Consider the following 20,086-nt stretch of genomic DNA (forward strand, 5'->3'; position numbering starts at 1 on the left):
GCCTGGCGGGCTTTTTTGCCTCTGTGGGCGTGCGGCATAAGCGGGCGGGCGGTGCGTACGCCCGTTGAGATATGCGAGCACGGCGGCCATGAATCGTGAACCGCTAACCGTTAGCCCCCCTCAGCCCGAAAAATCCGTCACCACCGTCACTCCGGCGCCTTCGAACCGATCCATGTTCATCAGCGCGTCGATCGACTCGCCGAGACTGATTTCCTTGCCGATCAGGCGCTCCGGCGCGAGCTTGCCGGCATGCACCATGTCGAGCATCGCGCCGTAGCGATGCGCCTGCATCCCGTGGCTGCCGAGAATCTCGAGTTCGTGCGCGATCACCTTGCTCATCGGCACGGCCGGCGTCGCGTGTTCGCCGAGCATCAGCCCGACCTGCACGTGCTTGCCGCGCCGGCGCAGGTTGCTGATCGAGTTGAAGCAGGTGGTCGGATGGCCGAGCGCATCGAGCGAGACGTGTGCGCCGCCGCGCGTGATCTCCTTCACCGCGTCGACGACGTCCGTCACCTGCGACGCATCGACGGTCGCCGCCGCGCCGAGCGCGCGCGCGAGCGTTAGGGCACGCTCGGAAATGTCGATCGCGACGACGTTCGCGCCGATCGCGTTCGCGATCATGATCGCCGACAGGCCGACGCCGCCGCAGCCGTGCACGGCCACCCACTGGCCGGCCGACGTGCGCCCCTGGTCGACGACCGCGCGAAACGACGTCACGAACCGGCAGCCGAGGCTCGCCGCGGTCGGGAAGTCGAGCGCATCGGGCAGCCGCACGAGGTTCAGGTCCGCGTGGTGGATGCCGACGTATTGCGCGAACGAGCCCCAGTGCGTGAAGCCGGGCTGAAACTGGCGCTCGCAGACCTGCTGATTGCCCGAGTGGCATTCCGGGCAATGGCCGCAGCCGCCGACGAACGGCACCGTCACGCGGTCGCCGGCCTTCCAGCGCGTGACCGCCGCGCCCGCCGCGACCACCACGCCCGCCAGTTCGTGGCCCGGCACATGCGGCAGCACGATGTCCGGATCGTGTCCCATCCAGCCGTGCCAGTCGCTGCGGCACACGCCGGTCGCCTTCACCTCGATCACGACGCCGTCGGGTGCCGGCCTCGGATCGTCCACGTCCATCAGCCGCGGCGCCGCGCCGAACGCTTCATAAACGACTGCTTTCACGATCTCCTCCTGGGTCGAATGACTCTTTCAATATAGCGCGGCGATAGTGGATTGTTCTTTCGTCTTGCGATTGAGAAGCGCACGATTCTGAGATAGCCTTGCGACGATCGTGCGATTGCCGCAAGGAGCTTTCATGGAGCAGCTGGACAGGATCGATCGCGGCATGCTGGACATGCTGCAGCAGGACGGGCGCGTGTCGAACGCGCGCCTGGCGGAAGCGTTCTCGCTGAGCGAGACGTCGTGCTGGCGCCGGCTGCGCCGGCTCGAGGAAGCGGGGCTGATCGCCGGCTATCACGCGCGGCTCGATCGCAGAAAGCTGGGGTTCGGCGTGATGGCGTTCGTGCAGATCGTCTGCACGCAGCACAGCGAGGCGGTGACCGCGGAGTTCGAGCGCCTGATCCAGGCGAGCCCGAACGTGCTCGCCTGCGACAACACGACCGGCGAAGCGGATTTCCTGCTGCAGGTCGTGGCAGCCGATCTCGACGACTACAGCCATTTCGTCGAAAGGGTGTTGCGCAAGCTGCCGGGCGTGCTGAGCATTCGCTCGAACCTGTCGCTGCGGCAGCTGAAATCGACGCAGCGGCTGCCGATCGCGTGACGCGCACGGCGGCGCTCAGTCGGCGAGCCGTTTGTCGGCGAGCGCCTTGCAGCAGTCTTCGTACACGCGCTGCACGAGTTTCGCGCGGTAGTCGAGATCGTCGGTATCGACGATCTCCTCGACGGCGTCGCGCGCCCAGGACGCGTCGACGAAGCTCGCGTGCCGTTTCGCGATGTCCTGCGCGAGCGCGGCCAGCTTCGCGAGCGCGAGCCAGTCGGACTGCCGGCGATGGCGGTCGAGCCAGCGGTGCGCGGCCTGAACCTGGAACGCCGCGTCCGGCCAGCATTCATTCAGATAAAACGCGCCGAGATTGCCGCAGGTGAGCCAGCACAGCAGCTCGAGGCGGTCTTGCGAGCCGAGGGTACGGGATGCGTCGGTCATGGCAGCGCTCACGAAAGGCATCGATTCCGGGTGGCGCGGCGTGCAGCGGCCGGCGCCGATACTAAAAACATAGCACGATGCGCGCCACCTGGCGCACCGGCGTCGCGGGCTCGGCTCGGAAGGTCGAACCCGGGGCCGGCGGCGCGCGCACCGCAGCCCCACCGCGCGCCCGCAGCGGGTCGGCCGCGTCGGCTTCCCACGCGTCGCCGCACCCGTCGCACCGTCGTTAGAATGGCCGTTTTCCGGGAGACAGGAAGCGATGAAAATCTACGATCAGTTCTACATCGACGGCGCATGGTGCAAACCGGCCGGAGCCGGCACCATCGACGTGATCGATTCCGCCACCGAGGCGGTGCTCGGCCGGATTCCCGAAGGTGCGGCGACGGACGCACGGCACGCGGTCCGCGCGGCGCGCGCCGCCTTCGACGCGTGGGCCGCGACGCCGCCCGCGACGCGCGCCGGCTACCTGCGCAGGATCGTCGAGCGCTTGCAGACCCGCAGCGAGGAGCTCGCCCAATCGATCACCGGCGAGGTCGGGATGCCGATCAAGCTGTCGCGCGCGATCCAGGTCGGCGCGCCGGTCTACAACTGGAAGGCATACGCCAAACTCGCCGAGTCGTTCGAATTCGAGGCGAAGGTCGGCAATTCGCTGGTGGTGCGCGAGCCCGTGGGCGTCGTCGCGGCCATCACGCCGTGGAACTATCCGCTCAACCAGATCACGCTGAAAGTCGCGCCGGCGCTCGCGGCCGGCTGCACGGTCGTCCTGAAGCCGTCCGAGGTCGCGCCGCTCAATGCGTTCATGCTCGCCGAGGCGATCCACGAAGCCGGGTTGCCGGCCGGGGTGTTCAACCTCGTGTGCGGATACGGCCCGGTGGTCGGCGAGGTGCTGGCCACCGATCCCGAGGTCGACATGGTGTCGTTTACCGGTTCGACGCGCGCCGGCAAGCGCGTGGCCGAATTGGCGGCGGCGACCGTCAAGCGCGTCGCGCTGGAGCTCGGCGGCAAGTCGGCAGCGGTGATCCTCGACGATGCCGATTTCCCGGCGGCGGTGAAGGGCACGGTCAACGCGTGCTTCCTCAATGCAGGCCAGACCTGTTCCGCGCACACGCGCATGCTGGTGCCGCACGCGCGCTACGACGACGCGCGCGCACTCGCGAAGGCGGCCGCCGAAGCCTATGTCGCGGGCGACCCGCGCCAGGAGACGACGCGCCTCGGCGCGCTCGCGTCGGCCGTGCAGCAGCAGCGCGTGCAGGCCTACATCCAGCGCGGCATCGACGACGGCGCCGAACTCGTGACGGGCGGCACGGGCCTGCCCGACGGGCTGACGAAGGGCTTCTTCGTGAAGCCCACGGTGTTCGGCCGCGTCGACCCGACGTCGGCGATCGCGCAGGAGGAAATCTTCGGGCCGGTGCTGTCGATCATCACGTATCGCGACGAAGACGAAGCGGTGCGCATCGCGAACGACACGCCGTACGGGCTGGGCGGCGCGGTATGGGCGGGCAGCGACGAGCGGGCGCTGCGCGTCGCGCGCCGGCTCCGCACCGGGCAGGTCGACATCAACGGCGGCAGCTGGAACAGCGCCGCGCCGTTCGGCGGCTACAAGCAGTCGGGCTACGGCCGCGAGAACGGCGTGTACGGGCTCGAGGAGTACCTGGAATACAAGTCGATGCAGCTCAGGCCGGCGAATCCGTCCTGACGCGTTTCACGCCGCATCGCTCGCCACGGCACGCTCGCGTGCCGTTTTTTTGTTGACGGCCATCAAGATGCACACCGGTGGATCGTCGATCATCGCTGTTCCGATGTTTCGACGAGGCTCCAGATGACCGTACCCACTCCCTTCCCGCCGCTCACGATTCGCGGGCGCACGCTACTGCCGGTGGTGCAGGGCGGCATGGGCGTAGGCGTGTCCGCGCACCGCCTTGCGGGCACCGTCGCGCGCGAGGGCGCGCTCGGCACGATCGCGAGCATCGACCTGCGTCATCACCACGCGGATCTGCTCGCGCGCTGTCGCGCGCATCCCGACCGGGCGACGCTCGAGGCCGCGAACCTCGAGGCGCTCGCGCGCGAGGTTCGCCTCGCGAAGACTTACAGCGAAGGGCGCGGGATGATCGCCGTCAACGTGATGAAGGCGGTGAGCGCCCATGCGGACTACGTGCGCGTCGCGTGCGACGCGGGCGCGGACGCGATCGTGATGGGCGCGGGCCTGCCGCTCGATCTGCCCGATCTCACCCAGGGCCACGACATCGCGCTGATTCCGATTCTGTCGGACAGCCGCGGAATCGCGCTGGTGCTGAAGAAATGGATGAAGAAGGGCCGGCTGCCCGACGCGATCGTGATCGAGCATCCGGCCTATGCGGGCGGCCACCTCGGCGTCACGCAGATCGACGACATGCACGACGCCCGATTCGATTTTGCGCGCGTGCTCGACGAGACGGCGCAGGTGATGGCCACGCTAGGACTCGAGCGGGACACGATCCCGCTGATCGTTGCGGGCGGGATCGGCAGCCACGACGCGGTGCGCGCGGCGCTCGCGGCCGGCGCGAACGGCGTGCAGATCGGGACGCCGTTCGCGGTGACGGAAGAAGGCGATGCGCATCCGAACTTCAAGCGCGTGCTGGCCGATGCGGTGCCCGACGACATCGTCGAATTCGTCAGCGTGACGGGGCTGCCGGCGCGCGCGGTCCGAACTCCCTGGCTCGATCGATACCTGCGTAACGAGGCGCGCATCCGCAGCAAGCTCGGTGCGTTCAAGCAACGCTGTCCGACCGCGCTCGAATGCCTGAGCGTATGCGGGTTGCGCGACGGCATCGAGAAGTTCGGGCACTTCTGCATCGACACGCGGCTCGCGGCCGCGTTGCGCGGCGACGTTGCGAACGGGCTGTTCTTCCGCGGGCGCGAAGCGCTGCCGTTCGGCACGGCGATCCGCAGCGTGCGCGATCTGCTCGAGCTGTTGCTGACGGGCCGTGTCGCAGAGCCTGCGGCAAACCGCCCCATGTTTACGCTCGCTTGATCGATATCAAGATGAAAAAAAGACCCTATTGGGAGAATGGTATCCATTCTTTGGGGGTCCGTACCATGCATAAAGCGATTCAAACATTTGTCACCACCACCGCCGTCGCGGCCAGCCTTATCGCGATGCCTTCGCTGTCCCACGCGGCTTCCGCGGGCGACGGTATCAATCAGGGTGACGTCCTGGTGCGGTTGCGCGCGATCAGCATTCAGCCGAACGAGCGCGGCAGCGACACGCTGGGCGCGATCAACACCGGCGTGAACAACGCGATCGTGCCTGAACTCGACTTCACGTACATGATCCGCGACTACCTGGGGGTCGAGCTGATCCTCGGCACGTCGCGCCATCAGGTCACGTCGAGCCTGGGCAATCTCGGCGGCGTGGGCGTGCTGCCGCCGACGCTGCTGCTGCAATACCACTTCAATCACGCCGGCAAGGTGCGTCCGTATGTCGGTGCGGGTCTGAACTACACGTACTTCTACAACAACGGTCTGAATGTCGGCGGTCAGGGCGTGTCGATCAACAAGAGCAGCTTCGGTCCGGCGCTGCAGTTCGGCGTCGACGTGCAACTCACCAAGAAGGTGTTCATGAACGTCGACTTGAAGAAGATCTGGATGAGCACCGACGCGACGCTCGGCGACAAGGGCATCGGCACGCTGCACATCGATCCGCTGATCGTCGGTATCGGCGTCGGGATGAAGTTCTAAGCGAGCAGAGCAACAAACTGAGTTGGGGTTGGCGGCATGGCAGTCGGCATGCCGCTCTTTTTTTATGCAGCGCCGTTGCGGGCAGAGCCGGGGGCACGCAGCGCGCGGCGGCAAGCGGGACGCGTACGTCGCGCTGCCGGAACACGCCGGCGTCGCGATTAACCGGCAGCGGCGTTGCCGTTCACGGGCCGCGCGAGCGGTACGTATCGACGCGCGTCGTCTTACAGCTTGTCGTACTGGAAGCGCATCGCGGTGCCGTCGCGCGTGATGCGTTCCCACACGGCGCGCTTTTCTTCGTCGCTGAGGAACACCCAGTTCGATACCTCGGCGGCCGTACGGCCGCACCCCTTGCACACTTCGTCGAACAGGGTCGAGCACACGCCGATGCAGGGGCTGTCGGGCAGGTCGTGGAGATTGGAGGCCATCTGAAGGGTTCGCGCGGTGGAGTCGACGGGGCGTCATTTTAATGCATCGGCATGGCTCGACCCGGGCGAGCCGCCATCCGGGCGCACGGCGCGTCGCCCGACCGCGCGTGCGGCTGACCGGGCGCCGATCCACATCGGCCGTCCAGCACGGCACGGCATGCGGCGACGTCACCCACTGAGCGCCTACGCGCTCGCGACCCGATCGCAACCTTGGCGTGCCCTGCGCGCCCGCAAGCACGACTCGCACGCCGATTCACCGCCGCCTTGTTTTCCCCATGGACAGACGCCGATTACCCGATAGAATTCCCCGGGATGCGTTGCTGCGCGCGCCGCCTGAGCGGCCGGTGGCGGCAATGTGTTCCGTTTGCGCGACACGGGCATGATTTTTTTGTGACCGGGCGCGAATGATGATAGCGTTCGGGGTTTTCGGGGGGCGGCGCGCCCAACTGCGCCGCCATGATGAGGCAGACGGCAGCCGGACAAACGGTCCGGTCGGAGGGAGAGCGGGATGAAAGCAAAAGTAGTGGGCCGGTTCGCAGCGCTCGCGCTGTGCGTGGGTGCATCGGCGGCGGCGGCGAAGGATACGCAGCTCAATGTCTATAACTGGTCGGACTACATTGCGAAGGACACGATCCCGAACTTCGAGAAGCAGACGGGCGTCAAGGTCCGCTACGACAACTACGACAGCGACGACACGCTGCAGGCGAAGCTGCTCACCGGCAGCTCGGGCTACGACATCGTCGTGCCGACCAGCAACTACGCGGGCAAGCAGATCGCGGCCGGCATCTTCGCGCCGCTCGACAAGTCGAAGCTCCCCAACCTCAAGTACCTCGATCCGCAGCTGATGGCGCTGGTCGCCGGCGCCGATCCGGGCAACAAGTATTCGGTGCCGTGGGCATACGGCACGACCGGTCTCGCGTACAACCTGACGAAGGCGCAGCAGGCGCTCGGCAAGGTGCCGCTCGACAACTGGGACATTCTGTTCAAGCCGGAAAACATCTCGAAGCTGAAGACCTGCGGCGTGTCGGTGCTCGACGCGCCGGACCAGATGTTCGCGGCGGCGCTGCACTACATCGGCAAGGATCCGATGAGCACGAACCCGGCCGACTACAAGGCCGCGATGGACGTGCTGAAGAAGATCCGTCCGTACATCACGCAGTTCAACTCGTCGGGCTACATCAACGACCTGGTCGGCGGCGACATCTGCTTCGCGTTCGGCTGGTCGGGCGACGTCGTGATCGCGAAGCATCGCGCGGTCGAAGCGAAGAAGCCGTACAAGGTCGAGTACTACATCCCGAAGGGCGGCGCGCCCGTGTGGTTCGACGTGATGGCAATCCCGAAGGACGCGAAGAACAAGGACGCCGCGCTGCAATGGATCAACTACATCGAGGATCCGAAGGTGCACGCGGCGATCACCAACGCCGTGTACTACCCGAGCGCGAACGCCGAAGCGCGCAAGTACGTGCGCCCGGACGTCGCGAACGACCCGGCCGTCTATCCGCCGGCCGACGTCGTGAAGACGCTGTTCCTGCTCAAGCCGCTGCCGCCTGAAATCCAGCGTCTGCAGACCCGTCTGTGGACCGAGCTGAAATCGGGCCGCTGACGCGCGCCGCGGTGAGCCAGCAGTCATGAAGCCCCTGGTGTCCCCGGGGGCTTTGTTCGTCAAACGCAGGAGAGAAGCAGCACATCATGAATAGCCAGTCGGGCGCGCCGGTCGCGGGTGCGCCGTCCTTCGTTCCTTCTTCCGGCGCCGCGTCGCGCGCGGAGAACTTTGTCCAGATCGTCGACGTCGTCAAGAAGTTCGGCGAAACCGAAGTGGTCCGCAATGTGAACCTCACGGTGCGCCAGGGCGAGCTGTTCGCGCTGCTGGGCAGCTCGGGTTCCGGCAAGTCGACGCTGCTGCGGATGCTCGCCGGCCTCGAGACGGTCACGTCGGGCAAGATCCTGATCGACGGCGAAGACCTCGCGCAAATGCCGCCGTACAAGCGGCCCGTGAACATGATGTTCCAGTCGTATGCGCTGTTCCCGCACATGTCGGTCGAGGCGAACGTCGCGTACGGCCTGAAGCAGGAAGGCACGCCGAAGGCCGAGCTGAAGGAGCGCGTGGCCGCCGCGCTCGAGCTCGTGCAGATGAGCAAGTACGCGAAGCGCAAGCCGCATCAGTTGTCGGGCGGCCAGCAGCAGCGCGTCGCGCTCGCACGCTCGCTGGTCAAGCGTCCGAAGGTGCTGCTGCTCGACGAGCCGATGTCGGCGCTCGACAAGCAGATCCGCCAGCGTACGCAGATCGAACTCGTCAACATCCTGCAGAAGGTCGGCGTCACCTGCATCATGGTCACGCACGACCAGGAAGAGGCGATGACGATGGCCAACCGGCTCGCGGTGATGAGCGAAGGGCAGATCGTGCAGATCGGCTCGCCGAGCGAGGTCTACGAATATCCGAACAGCCGCTTCTCGGCCGAGTTCATCGGCTCGACGAACCTGTTCGAGGGCATCACCGTCGAGGACGAACCCGACTACGTGTACATCGAATCGCCCGAGCTGCCGAGCCGGCTGTACGTGAGCCACGGCATCACCGGCCCGCTCGGGATGCCGGTCACGGTGTCGGTGCGCCCCGAGCGCATCGCGCTGACCCGCAAGCCGCCCGAAGGCGCGTTCAACTGGGCGCACGGCCGGATCGCCAACGTCGCGTACATGGGCGGCTATTCGCTGTATCACGTGAAGCTCGACGCGGGCAAGACGGTGATCGCGAACGTGTCGAGCCTCGCGATCAGCGAGCTCGAAACGCCCGCGCTCGGCGACGAGATCTACGTGCGCTGGAGCGCGACCGCCGGCGTGGTGCTGACGTCATGAACGCGCTCAAGTCGATGTTCTCGTGGCCCGTGCGGCGCTTCAACCTGACGGGCGCCACGGCGGTCGTCGCGGGGCCGTACACGTGGCTCGTGCTGTTCTTCCTCGTGCCGTTCGTGCTGGTCGTGAAGATCAGCTTCGCGGAGCTGCAGCTCGGCATCCCGCCGTACACGGAGCTCGCGTCGTATACGGACGGCGTGTTGCACATCGCGCTGAACCTGTCGCACTACGCGTTCCTGCTCACCGACAGCCTGTACTTCGCGACCTACGTGAACTCGGTCGTGGTGGCCGCGATCACGACGCTGCTGTGCCTGCTGATCGGCTATCCGATGGCGTACTACATCGCCCGCTCGAACCCGGCCACGCGCAACCTGCTGATGATGGGCGTGATGCTGCCGTTCTGGACGTCGTTCCTGATCCGCGTGTACGCGTGGATCGGGATCCTCAAGAACAACGGCTTGCTGAACAACTTCCTGATGTGGATCGGCCTGACGCACACGCCGATCGAGCTGTACCGCACCAACTACGCGGTCTATATCGGGATGGTGTATTCGTATCTGCCGTTCCTCGTGATGCCGCTGTACGCACACCTCGTGAAGATGGACCTGCGCCTGCTCGAGGCGGCGTACGACCTCGGCGCGCGGCCGTGGAAGGCGTTCGTGCAGATCACGCTGCCGCTGTCGAAGAACGGGATCATCGCGGGCTGCCTGCTGGTGTTCATCCCGGCGGTCGGCGAGTACGTGATTCCGGAGCTGCTCGGCGGCGCGAACACGCTGATGATCGGCCGCGTGATGTGGAATGAGTTCTTCAACAACGCAGACTGGCCGATGGCGTCGGCCGTGACCTGCGCGATGGTGCTGCTGCTGCTCGTGCCGATGGCGATGTTCCAGCACTTTCAGGCGAAGGAGCAGGAGGGCCGCCGTCGATGAAGCCGAATCGTTTCCTGCAGTTCGCGGCGCTGTTCGCCGGCTTCGCGTTCCTTTACATCCCGATCGTCAGCCTGATCGTCTACTCGTTCAACGAGTCGAAGCTCGTCACCGTCTGGTCGGGCTTCTCGTTGCGCTGGTATGCGGCGCTCGTGCAGGACGACGAGCTGCTCGCGGCCGCGTGGCTGTCGCTGAAGATCGGCGTGCTGACCGCGTTCGCGTCGGTCTTCATCGGCACCTGGGCCGGCTTCGTGCTCGCGCGGATGGGGCGCTTCCGCGGCTTCGCGCTGTTCAGCGGGATGATCAACGCGCCGCTCGTGATCCCCGAGGTGATCCAGGGCATCTCGTTGCTGCTGCTGTTCATCGAGCTCGCGAAGTGGATCGGCTGGCCGGCCGAGCGCGGCGTGTTCACGATCTGGCTCGGCCACGTGATGCTGTGCATCTCGTACGTCGCGATCATCGTGCAGTCGCGCGTGCGCGAGCTGAACCCGTCGCTCGAGGAAGCCGCGCTCGATCTGGGCGCGACGCCGCTGAAGGTGTTCTTCACGATCACGCTGCCGCTGATTTCGCAGGCGCTGGTGGCCGGCTGGCTGCTGTCGTTCACGCTGTCGATCGACGACCTCGTGCTGTCGGCGTTCCTGTCGGGTCCCGGCTCGACGACGCTGCCGCTCGTCGTGTTCTCGCGCGTGCGCCTCGGCCTGAATCCGGAGATGAACGCGCTCGCGACGCTGTTCATCGTCGCGGTGACGGCCGGCGTCGTGATCGCGAACGTCGTGATGCTGCGCCAGCAACGCAAGCGGATGGCGGGCTTCGCGGCCTGAGCGCCGCTTGAGTGGCGCTCGAGTGTCACCTGAGCGCCGCTTGACGCGCCGGTTGCCGCGCAACCGGCAACAACAAAACGCCCGGCGCCGACGATGAGTCGGGCCGGGCGTTTTTGTCGCCAGCGCAGGCTGCGCGCGGCTTATGCGCTGAACGCGGCCTTCGCGAGCAGGCCGAGCGCCACGCACACGAGCACGATCGCGAAGCCGGCCTGCACGTGGCGCGCGGACAGGTGCCGCGAGGCTGCGCGCCCGACTACCATGCCGAGCGCCGTCGCGACGGTGAACCACAGCATCATGTCGAGCGGCGCGCGCGTGCCCGCCACGAAGGTCGCGAGCACGCCGCCGGTGCCGACCAGCGCGATCACCATCAGCGACGTCGCGACCACGCCGTGCATCGACACGTTCGTGAACTTGCGCAGCATCGGCACGATCACGAAGCCGCCGCCGACGCCGAGCAGCCCCGTCATCAGTCCCGTCACCGCGCCGGTGGACGCGAGCGCGAACCCGACCGGCCACGACCACACGAGGCGGCCGGTGTCGGGATTCACGCGGCCGACGCACAGGCGCGACTCGTCGTGCTCGCCGGCGCCTTGGCGCAGTGCCTGCCGCAGCAGACGGGCCGCGACGATCAGCATCGTCAGCGCGAACAGCGCGAGCAGCACGCGTTGCGGCAGCACGTGCGCGAGCCGCACGCCGAGCGTGGTGAGCGGCACGCCCGCGAGCGCCATCAACAGCGCCGCGCGGTAGCGCACGAGCCCGCGGCGAAACCCTTCGAGCGCGCCGAGCGCGGCGCTGCCGGCCACCGCGACGAGCGCGACCGGCGTGGCCTGCTGCATTGGCCAGCCCATTCCGACGACGAGCGCCGGGACCGCGAGAATGCCGCCGCCCGCGCCGGTGAGGCCGAGCACGGCGCCGACGAAGCCGCCGAGTACCAGAGAAATCAGCATGGTGTCATCGGCTTCCGGTCAACGTGCGATCGCGGGCTTCGCGAGCCATTCGCGGCCCTTGAGCATCCCCTTCCAGTACAGCGGCGGCAGCAGGCGCTCCTTGAGCAGCCACGCGAGCCGCGACGGACGCCGGCCGTCGATCAGCCACGCGGGGAAGGTCGGCGCGACCTTGCCGCCGTACAGGAACTCGGCGAGCACGATCTTGCCGCGCTCGACCGTGAGCGGACACGAGCCGTAGCCGTCGTACGCGGCGTCGCCCTGCACGCGGCCGAGCGCCGCCAGCACGTTGTGCGCGACCACGGGCGCCTGCTTGCGCGCGGCCGCGGCGGTTTTCGCGTTGGTGGTGTTGGCGACGTCGCCGAGCGCGAAGATGTCCGGGAAGCGCTTGTGCCGCAGCGTCGCCGGGTCGACGTCGATCCAGCCGGCAGCATCGGCGAGCGGGCTCGCGCGCACGAAGTCGGGCGCCTTCTGCGGCGGCACGACGTGGATCATGTCGAAGTTGCGCTGGACGGTCTCCGTGCTGCAGTCGGGCAGCGTGCGCCGGAACGTCGCGCGCCGCGCCGGCCCGTCGATCGCGATCAGGTTGTGGCCGAACGACAGCGCGATGTCGTAGCGCTCGACGTATTCCATCAGCGCGGGCACGTAGTCGGCGACGCCGAACAGCACGGCGCCCGCATTCAGGAATTCGACGTTCGCCGCGCCCAGGCGGCCGTTGCGCCGCCAGTGATCGCACGACATGTACATCGCCTTCTGCGGCGCGCCCGCGCACTTGATCGGCATCGGCGGCTGCGTGAACAGCGCATTGCCGCCGCGGAACGCCTGCACCAGCTGCCACGTGTACGGCGCGAGATCGTAGCGATAGTTGGACGTGACGCCGTTGTGGCCGAGCGTGTCGGCGAGGCCCTCGATCGCGTCCCAGTCGAGCTTCAGGCCCGGGCACACGATCAGCTTGCGATAGCCGATGCGGCGGCAGCCGTCGAGCACGACCACGTGCGCGTCGGGCTCGAAGCCGGCGACGGCCGCCTGGATGCGCTTCACGCCGCGCGGCAGCACGTCGACGATGCGGCGCGCGGTCGTCTCGGGCCGGAACACGCCCGCGCCGACCATCGTCCAGCCCGGCTGGTAGTAATGGATCTCGGCCGGGTCGATCACCGCGATGTCGAGCGAGCCGTCGCGCGCGAGCAGGCTCGACGCGACCGCGACGCCGGCCGCGCCCGCGCCGACGATCACGATGTCGTGCTGCGCGTCGACGGCCGGTGCGCTCTGCGCCGCGCCGCGTGCGAGCCGCGACGCGACTGCCGCGAGATCGTAGCCGGCCTTGGCGGCCGTCGCGACGATCTCTTCGATCGGACGCGAGCCGGCCTGCGACAGCGCCCACAGCGTCGCCGAGCGCATGCCGCTGCGGCAGTACGCGTGCACCGGGCCGGCGAGCGACGCGACGAGCACGCCGAACTGCGCGGCCTGCTCGTCGGTGACCTTGCCCGTGTCGACCGGCAGGTAGTGCACGGCGATGCCGAGCGGCGCGGCGGCGGCGCGGATCTCGGCGACGGTCGGCTGATCCGAGCCTTCGCCGTCCGGCCGGTTGCAGACGATTGCGCGCACACCTGCCGCTTGCAGCGCGGGCAGGTCGGTCGCGGCGATCTGGGGGGAGACCGATAGCGTGTCGGTCAGCTTGCGGATGTTCATGTCGGGGGTTCTCCGGTCGGGCGGCGGCTCGGCTTCAGATCGTCAGATCGCGTTCAGCGGGATCTTCAGGTAGCGCACGCCATTGTTTTCGGGTTCGGGCAGGTGGCCGGCGCGCATGTTGACCTGCACCGACGGCAGCATCAGCACCGGCATGTCGAGCGTCGCGTCGCGCGCGGTGCGCATGGCGACGAAATCGTCCTCGCTCACGCCGTCCTTCACGTGGACGTTCGCCTGACGCTGCTCGGCCACCGTCGTCACGAACTGCACGTCGCGGCCGCCGGGCTGGTAGTCGTGGCACAGGTACAGGCGCGTATCGGCCGGCAGCGCCAGCACGCGCGCGATCGAGCGGTACAGCGTGCGCGCGTCGCCGCCGGGGAAGTCGCAGCGCGCGGTGCCGTAGTCGGGCATGAACAGCGTGTCGCCGACGAAGGCCGCGCGCTGGGTCGCGTCGTCGACGCAGTAGGTCATGCACGCCGGCGTATGGCCCGGTGTGTGCATCGCGCGGATCGTCAGCGCGCCGAGCGCGAGCGTGTCGCCGTCGTCGAGCAGGCGGTCGAACTGGCTGCCGTCGTGCGCGAAGCCGGGGCCGGCATTGAACAGCGTGCCGAACACGTCCTGCACGCGGCGCACGTGCGAGCCGATCGCGATCTGGCCGCCGACGTGCGCCTTCAGGTACGGCGCAGCCGACAGGTGGTCGGCGTGCACGTGCGTCTCGAGCAGCCAGTGCACGGTCGCGCCGAGTTCGGCGACGCGCGCGATCAGCCGGTCGGCGCTGTCCGTGCGCGTGCGGCCGGATTTCGGATCGTAGTCGAGCACGCTGTCGATCAACGCGCAGGCGCGGCTGCCGGTATCGAGCAACAGGTAGCTGACGGTATGGGTCGCCGGGTCGAAGAAGCCTTCGACCGACAATTGGGGGGCATGGCTCACGTTATGTCCTCGCTGGGGTTCTGCATCTGCAATTGCGTATCCCATGTTCAAGAAGCGTGCCAATCGACGCGGTAATCGGGGTCAATGTGACAAGTGCTTGATTGGGATCGGGTTTCAGGTGGGGCGGCGGTGCGTCATGCGGCGTCGCGCGCGGCTGCGGGCCGATCGGCACTGCCATGTGCGGCAGTGTCGTGGCAGAATTGGCAGTCGGCCTGGCAGTCCGTCGGGCGACCGTGACCGAGCTTCCCCATGAATCAACACGACATCATTCCGATCGTTCCCGCCCAGCCGCGGGACGTGACGCCCGACGTGCGCGCGCTGATCGCGTATCTGGAGCAGGACCCGCAGCCGATGATCGTCGTCGATCCCGACTACCGGATCCTCGCGGCGAACGGCGCGTACCGGCGGCAATTCGGCGTGGCCGGCGTCGAGCACGTGGGGCGCCATTGCTTCGAGGTGTCGCATCACTACGCCGTGCCGTGCGACCAGGCGGGCGAGCACTGCCCGATGAAGCAGGCGATCGAATCGCGCAGCCTGAATCGCGTGCTGCACATCCACCATACGCCGCGCGGCCCCGAGCACGTCGACGTCGAGTTGCGGCCGATCTTCGATGCGCGCGGCGACGTGACCGCGTTCGTCGAGCGGCTGACCACGGTGCGCAGCGCGTCCGCGCAGCCGAGCGCGGAAGGGCTGGTCGGCGGCGCCGACGCGTTCAATGCGGCACTGGGCGCGCTGCAGCGCGTCGCGCCGTCGATGCTGCCGGTGCTGCTGCTCGGCGAGTCGGGCACCGGCAAGGAGCTGTTCGCGCGCGCGCTGCACGAGGCGAGCGAACGCGCGATGGGCCCGTTCGTGGTGGTCGACTGTTCGGGGATCGCCGAGACGCTGTTCGAGAGCGAGCTGTTCGGCTACGAGAAGGGCGCGTTTACCGGCGCCAATCAGCGCAAGCCCGGGCTGGTCGAGACCGCACAGGGCGGCACGCTGTTCCTCGACGAAATCGGCGACGTGCCGCTGCCGATGCAGGTGAAGCTGCTGCGGCTGATCGAGTCGGGGACGTTTCGCCGGGTCGGCGGCGTCGAGGCGCTGCGCGCCGATTTCCGGCTGGTCGCAGCGACCCACAAGCCGCTGCGCGAGATGATCGACGACGGCCGGTTCCGTCAGGACCTGTACTACCGCATCAGCGCATTTCCGATCCAGCTGCCGGCGCTGCGCGAGCGCCGCGGCGACGTCGCGCTGCTCGCCGAATCGATCCTGCGGCGCATCGCCAATACGCGCGCCGGCAGCGGCGACGCAGGCGCGCGGCCGTTCGTGCTCACCGACGCGGCGCGCGCGTGCCTCGATGCGTATGCGTGGCCCGGCAACATCCGCGAGCTGCGCAACGTGCTCGAACGCGCGTGCCTGTTCGCCGACGACGGCGTGATCCGCGTCGAGCATCTGCCTGCCGAACTCGTCGCGGCGTCGGCATTGCCGCACGACGCGCAGCGTGCGGCCAACCCGCCGAGCGACGCGGAACTGCTGCGGATCGCGAGCGGCTTCGTCGGGACGCGCAAGGCGCTGGCCGAGCGCACGGGGCTCAGCGAGCGCACGCTGTACCGGCGGCTGAAGGCGCTGGGGCTCGGCGCGCGCGGCGACGATTGACGGTGCCGCGTCGCGCGGCCGTCGCGCTGCCGCCGTCGTTCAATGCCGGGCCGTCTGCAACTGCGCCATCGCGTCCCGCACGAAGCCGAGCAGCGTCTCGTCGGTCCACGCGTTCTTCAGCAGCGCGGGCTCGGTCGCCATCGCGTGGCGGAACTTCGCGTGCGTGGCCGGATCGGTGCCCGCGTAGCTGCAGAACAGCTCGAGCCAGCGTCGCGCGAGCGCGCGGCCTTCCGGCGAAGCGGGCGTCTTGCCGGCGTCGATCGCATCGCGCGCGTCGGCGATTGCGGATTCAACCGGTCGATGCAACAGATTGATGGAACCGCTGGGCGGGTGTGTCAAAGTTTAGCGTCTTACGCGGACGCTCGTTGAGACGCCTCGCTACAGCGTCGAGTTGGGCTTGGGAATAGGCAGAGAGGTCGGTGCCTTTCGGGAAGTACTGCCTCAGCAGTCCGTTCATGTTTTCATTCGAGCCGCGTTGCCACGGATTCTGCGGATCGCAGAAATAGACCTGAATCTTGGTCGCCACGGTAAAGCGTTTGTGATCAGCCATTTCCGTGCCCCTGTCCCAGGTCAGCGATTTATATAGTTCTCGAGGTAACTTGCTGGCGTGTCGTATCAGCGCGTTGACCACAGCCTCGGAATCCTTACCGGCTACTTTTACCAGCATCACGTATCGACTCTGACGTTCGACAAGAGTCGCAATCTGGCTGGTCGCGTTGCCAAACAGCAAGTCACCTTCCCAGTGCCCGGGTATCGCGCGATCCTCCGCCGTCGCGGGGCGTTCACTGATCGATACAGCGTCGCGAATGTTCGTGCGGTCTTCGGTTTTCAATGTGTGATGGCGAGACCGGCGCATCGCTCGAGAGCGTCGCAAGTGTTCAAGCAATTCCTTTTTCAGGGCACCGCGGGCTTGAATATAGAGGCTCCGATAGATCGTCTCGTGTGACACCAGATGGTCCTTGTTGACGGCATACGCATGCTTGAGCCAACCAGAAATCTGCTCAGGGGACCACTGCAGCCTCAGCTTTGCAGCGACAACTCGCGCCAGCGTCTGGTTGCTCACTAATTTGCAAATCTTTGGGCGACGTGCCCGATCCCAGGCGAGCTCATCCGCACGGCTCGCTCGATAACCTTGGCTGCCTCCGTTGCGCTGCAGCTCGCGGCTGATCGTGGAAGGAGCACGTCCCAGCTTGACCGCAATAGACCGAATCGATAATCCGCTCACCAGGCAGCGAGAGATTTCCTCGCGTTCCGCGAGCGTCAATGTCTGCGGTGCGCGACGTCTTTGCGGAGGCTCGATGCCGCCGGCCTCTGACAGAATCCGCTGTATCGAAGAGTGGCCCCGATCGAACAGTTTGGCAATTTGATGAATCGTTTCACCTTTACGCCAGCGGTCCCACATGAGTGCTTTCTGACTCTCAGAATAGTAGATCCTCGGCCTCTGCTTCATTTGCAACACCTCCACTGCTTGCGCAGATTCTAGTGTGTTGCATCGACCGGTTGAATCTGCAATCAGCTGCGGCCATTCCATCGCGCGCTCGCCGTAGTGCGCGCGCATGAAGCGGATCTCGTCCGGCGCGAGGTACTTCTCGAACACGCGCATCTTGGTTTCGGCCATCGCCTTCAGCACGTAGTCGCGCAGTGCGGTCGAGATGCCGATCTTCGACTGCATCGACGGCTCGCGCTCGTGCATCAGGTTCAGCTTCGCGAGCAGGCGCGGATCGTTGTTCGTGTCGCGCACCAGCAGCGTCATCCAGCGCTCGGCGAGCGCGCGCGCCCGTTCGTCCTCGGGCGGCACGCCCGCGTCGTGCAGCGCACGCACGTCGGCGACGAGCGCGACCCATTCCGCGTCGCCCGTCTGGCTCTTGCGGTACATCGGCATGCGCGCGAGTTCTTCCTCGGAAAAGTATTTGTCGTACACGGTCATCAACTCCAGTGTGGTGAGCCAATCGGCCAGTTCCGGCTCCGTGCCCGCGGCAAGTTGCGCGTGCAACTGCACGAGCCGCTCGCGCAGCTGCGCCGCCTGCGCGAGCTGGCGCTCGAGCGACGCGATCTGCTTCGCAACGAGCTCGACGAGCGGCGTGCCGGGCTGGTTCAGGTAGTCGCCGATCTCGGCAAGCGACAGCCCGAAGCGGCGCAGCGCCTGGATCTGGTGGAGCCGGGCGATGTCGTCGCGGTCGTACAGCCGGTAGCCGTTGTCGGCGCGGGCCGAAGGAGCCAGCAGGCCGATCGCGTGATAGTGATGAAGCGTGCGGACGGTCAGCCCGCTGCGTTTCGCCAGTTCTCCCACTTTCAGCCGCATGATGTCCTCCGTTCGGTACGCACACTGCAGTCTCGAACGTTACGCTACGTGAGGGTCAAGCGGAAGATTGCGGCGCGGCGCGCGCGGTGGTGCGCGCGCCGGGTGCGTGCCGCGCCGGCGGCGTCAGTTCTGCCGGGGCGCGGTGTCGGGCGGAGTGTCGGGCGCGGCGGCGCCCGCGCCGTTGCCGGCGTCGCTGGGCGTGGCGGCGCCGGCGTTCGCGGCCGTGTCCGTTCGCTTGGCGCCGTCGGCCGGCGGCGTGCCCATTGCCTGATAGAGGCGCGCGGTATCCGCGAAGCGCGCGCCGGTGGCGCGGATCTCGTCGAGCCGCGCGTTGCGGTACTGCAGCTCGCTCGCGCGCGCGGCCGACGGCGGCAACGCGCCGAGCCGCACGCGGGCGGCCGCGTCGTCATACACGCCTTGCGCGGACAGCGCCGCGTGCGACGACGCCTGCAGCGCCTGCGCATCGTGCTCGAGCGCGGCGAGCGAATCGGCGACGTTCTGGAACGCGGCCAGCACGGTCTGCCGGTACTGATCGACGGCCGCCTCGTAGCTGGCCTTCGCCGCCCGGCGCTGCGCGAGCAGCGCGCCGCCGTGGAACAGCGGCTGGCTCAGCGATGCGCCGACGTTCCAGATCGCGCCGCCGCCCGACAGCATCGCCGGCCAGCTGAAGCCGCCTTGGCCGATCGCCGCCGACAGCGACAGCTGCGGGAACAACTGCGCGGTCGCGACGCCGACTTCAGCCGCGGCGGCCCGCAGCCCGGCTTCGGCGGCCTGGATGTCGGGCCGGCTGTGCAGCAGGCCCGACGGCACGACCACCGGCACCTCTTCGGGCAGATGCAGATCGGCGAGCGTCAGGTCGGCCGGCGGCTGGTCGGGCGTGCGGCCGATCAGCACCGCGAGCGCATGGCGCGCCGTGTCGCGTTGCTGGCGCAGGGCCGGCAGGCTCGCGGCGAAGGTGTCCGCGCTTTGCTGCGCATTCAGCGCATCGCTGCGCGACGCCGAGCCGAGCGCGTAACGACGTTGCGCGTCGTGCGCCTGATCGTTGGCGAGCGCGACGAGCCGTTCGGTGGTCGCGATCTGCGCGTTGAGCACCGACACCGTGATCGACGCGGTGACGATGTTCGCGGCGAGCGCGCGGCGCGCCGACTCGAGCTGGAACGCGCTGACGTCCACGCGCTTGGCGAGCGCGCGGTTCGCGAAGCGCGCCGCGCCGAACAGGTCGAGCGTATAGCTCGCCTGCAGCTGGCCGACGAAGGTGTCGTACAGCAGCGTGGGCGCGCCGAGCGCGGGGATCGGCACGCCGAGCGCGCGCTGCCGCACGGCCTGGCCGCCCGCATCGATCGACGGCAGCATCGAGCTGCCGATCTGCGCGCGCAATTGCTCGCGCGCGGCATCGAGCGAATGCGCGGCCGCGCTCAGCGTGGGGCTGTTGCGCAGCCCTTCGTCGACGAGCGCGTTCAGCGCAGCGCAGCGGTATTGCGTCCACCAGTCGGGCACGGGCTGCGCGCCGACGTCGAAGCGTTGCGCGACGCCCTGCGCGGCGACCGTCTGCTGCACTTGCGGTGCGGCGCCGTAATGCGCGGGCGACGGCATCGCGGGCGGCTCGCCGCTCGGCGCGAACCAGGCGCAGCCGGCGAGCGGGCCGGCGAGGGCCGCGGCCGACAGCGCGCGGGCGAGGGTCGTTTTCATATCCATCGACGGTTTCAT

At 67.8% G+C, this 20,086-nt stretch carries 17 protein-coding genes and 2 pseudogenes; 9 read left to right on the top strand and 10 right to left on the bottom strand.

All coding sequences use genetic code 11. The annotated features are described in order from the left end of the window. Positions 1-120 precede the first annotated feature (120 nt). Complete coding sequence (locus MBR110_RS09420; protein WP_034193160.1) at positions 121-1,167, bottom strand: zinc-dependent alcohol dehydrogenase family protein; 1,047 nt, start codon at positions 1,165-1,167, stop codon at positions 121-123. 133 nt (positions 1,168-1,300) lie between these two features. Between MBR110_RS09420 and MBR110_RS09425 the strand changes: the two genes are divergently transcribed. Then, complete coding sequence (locus tag MBR110_RS09425; protein ID WP_011884930.1) at positions 1,301-1,765, top strand: Lrp/AsnC family transcriptional regulator; 465 nt, start codon at positions 1,301-1,303, stop codon at positions 1,763-1,765. Positions 1,766-1,780: 15 nt separating this feature from the next. On the opposite strand, the gene MBR110_RS09430 is transcribed toward MBR110_RS09425, so the two are convergent. Beyond that, on the bottom strand, positions 1,781-2,146 hold the full coding sequence (locus tag MBR110_RS09430) for a hypothetical protein (protein WP_011884929.1): 366 nt from the start codon (positions 2,144-2,146) through the stop codon (positions 1,781-1,783). 259 nt (positions 2,147-2,405) lie between these two features. Here MBR110_RS09430 and MBR110_RS09435 point away from each other — a divergent pair, with 259 nt between their 5' ends. The 3 genes from MBR110_RS09435 to MBR110_RS09445 all read left to right on the top strand — a co-directional run bounded on the left by MBR110_RS09435 (position 2,406) and on the right by MBR110_RS09445 (position 5,863). Then, positions 2,406-3,842: an aldehyde dehydrogenase family protein gene (locus MBR110_RS09435; protein WP_014723079.1), complete on the top strand. Its 1,437-nt coding sequence runs from the start codon at positions 2,406-2,408 to the stop codon at positions 3,840-3,842. A gap of 123 nt (positions 3,843-3,965) precedes the next feature. After that, on the top strand, positions 3,966-5,156 hold the full coding sequence (locus MBR110_RS09440; protein WP_011884927.1) for an NAD(P)H-dependent flavin oxidoreductase: 1,191 nt from the start codon (positions 3,966-3,968) through the stop codon (positions 5,154-5,156). A 65-nt stretch (positions 5,157-5,221) separates the two neighbouring features. After that, the gene (locus MBR110_RS09445) at positions 5,222-5,863 is read left to right on the top strand and encodes an OmpW/AlkL family protein (RefSeq protein ID WP_011884926.1); all 642 of its coding nucleotides are present in this window, start codon (positions 5,222-5,224) and stop codon (positions 5,861-5,863) included. A 221-nt stretch (positions 5,864-6,084) separates the two neighbouring features. Here the strand turns inward: MBR110_RS09445 and MBR110_RS09450 are convergent, their stop codons facing one another. After that, positions 6,085-6,288 carry a DUF1289 domain-containing protein gene (locus MBR110_RS09450; RefSeq protein WP_011884925.1) on the bottom strand — a complete coding sequence of 68 codons (204 nt, stop codon included), beginning with the start codon at positions 6,286-6,288 and terminating at the stop codon, positions 6,085-6,087. 508 nt (positions 6,289-6,796) lie between these two features. On the opposite strand from MBR110_RS09450, the gene MBR110_RS09455 reads away from it, so the two are divergent. The 4 genes from MBR110_RS09455 to MBR110_RS09470 all read left to right on the top strand — a co-directional run bounded on the left by MBR110_RS09455 (position 6,797) and on the right by MBR110_RS09470 (position 10,882). Next, positions 6,797-7,891, top strand: coding sequence for a polyamine ABC transporter substrate-binding protein (locus MBR110_RS09455; RefSeq protein WP_011884924.1), 1,095 nt, complete (start codon positions 6,797-6,799; stop codon positions 7,889-7,891). A gap of 86 nt (positions 7,892-7,977) precedes the next feature. Further along, a complete protein-coding gene (locus MBR110_RS09460) occupies positions 7,978-9,138 on the top strand; it encodes an ABC transporter ATP-binding protein (RefSeq protein WP_011884923.1) in 1,161 nt (386 codons plus the stop codon). Continuing rightward, the gene (locus tag MBR110_RS09465) at positions 9,135-10,064 is read left to right on the top strand and encodes an ABC transporter permease subunit (protein WP_011884922.1); all 930 of its coding nucleotides are present in this window, start codon (positions 9,135-9,137) and stop codon (positions 10,062-10,064) included. The genes MBR110_RS09460 and MBR110_RS09465 overlap by 4 nt, the downstream gene beginning before the upstream one ends. Then, positions 10,061-10,882, top strand: coding sequence for an ABC transporter permease subunit (locus tag MBR110_RS09470; RefSeq protein WP_011884921.1), 822 nt, complete (start codon positions 10,061-10,063; stop codon positions 10,880-10,882). Before MBR110_RS09465 ends, MBR110_RS09470 begins: the two co-directional genes overlap by 4 nt. A gap of 140 nt (positions 10,883-11,022) precedes the next feature. Here MBR110_RS09470 and MBR110_RS09475 read toward each other — a convergent pair whose 3' ends face one another. From MBR110_RS09475 to MBR110_RS09485, 3 genes are read right to left on the bottom strand one after another with little or no spacing between them, the layout of a single operon-like run. Continuing rightward, the gene (locus MBR110_RS09475) at positions 11,023-11,829 is read right to left on the bottom strand and encodes a sulfite exporter TauE/SafE family protein (RefSeq protein WP_011884920.1); all 807 of its coding nucleotides are present in this window, start codon (positions 11,827-11,829) and stop codon (positions 11,023-11,025) included. Positions 11,830-11,847: 18 nt separating this feature from the next. Next, complete coding sequence (locus MBR110_RS09480) at positions 11,848-13,515, bottom strand: bifunctional protein tyrosine phosphatase family protein/NAD(P)/FAD-dependent oxidoreductase (RefSeq protein ID WP_181709038.1); 1,668 nt, start codon at positions 13,513-13,515, stop codon at positions 11,848-11,850. A gap of 42 nt (positions 13,516-13,557) precedes the next feature. Next, entirely contained in the window at positions 13,558-14,442 is an 885-nt protein-coding gene (locus tag MBR110_RS09485; protein ID WP_034193156.1) for an MBL fold metallo-hydrolase, read from the bottom strand. Positions 14,443-14,691: 249 nt separating this feature from the next. Between MBR110_RS09485 and MBR110_RS09490 the strand changes: the two genes are divergently transcribed. Continuing rightward, positions 14,692-16,077, top strand: coding sequence for a sigma-54 interaction domain-containing protein (locus MBR110_RS09490; RefSeq protein ID WP_059735692.1), 1,386 nt, complete (start codon positions 14,692-14,694; stop codon positions 16,075-16,077). Positions 16,078-16,116: 39 nt separating this feature from the next. Here MBR110_RS09490 and MBR110_RS09495 read toward each other — a convergent pair. The 4 genes and pseudogenes from MBR110_RS09495 to MBR110_RS09510 all read right to left on the bottom strand — a co-directional run. Next, a pseudogene (locus MBR110_RS09495) lies at positions 16,117-16,359 on the bottom strand (TipAS antibiotic-recognition domain-containing protein); the annotation flags it as partial. A 7-nt stretch (positions 16,360-16,366) separates the two neighbouring features. Then, positions 16,367-17,527 carry an IS30 family transposase gene (locus MBR110_RS09500; protein WP_034193953.1) on the bottom strand — a complete coding sequence of 387 codons (1,161 nt, stop codon included), beginning with the start codon at positions 17,525-17,527 and terminating at the stop codon, positions 16,367-16,369. Positions 17,528-17,581: 54 nt separating this feature from the next. Next, positions 17,582-18,379: pseudogene (locus MBR110_RS09505) on the bottom strand (MerR family transcriptional regulator); the annotation flags it as partial. A gap of 123 nt (positions 18,380-18,502) precedes the next feature. After that, on the bottom strand, positions 18,503-20,086 hold the full coding sequence (locus MBR110_RS09510; RefSeq protein ID WP_181709039.1) for an efflux transporter outer membrane subunit: 1,584 nt from the start codon (positions 20,084-20,086) through the stop codon (positions 18,503-18,505).

The organism is Burkholderia sp. MBR-1, from assembly GCF_013822785.1.
Lineage (GTDB): Bacteria > Pseudomonadota > Gammaproteobacteria > Burkholderiales > Burkholderiaceae > Burkholderia > Burkholderia vietnamiensis.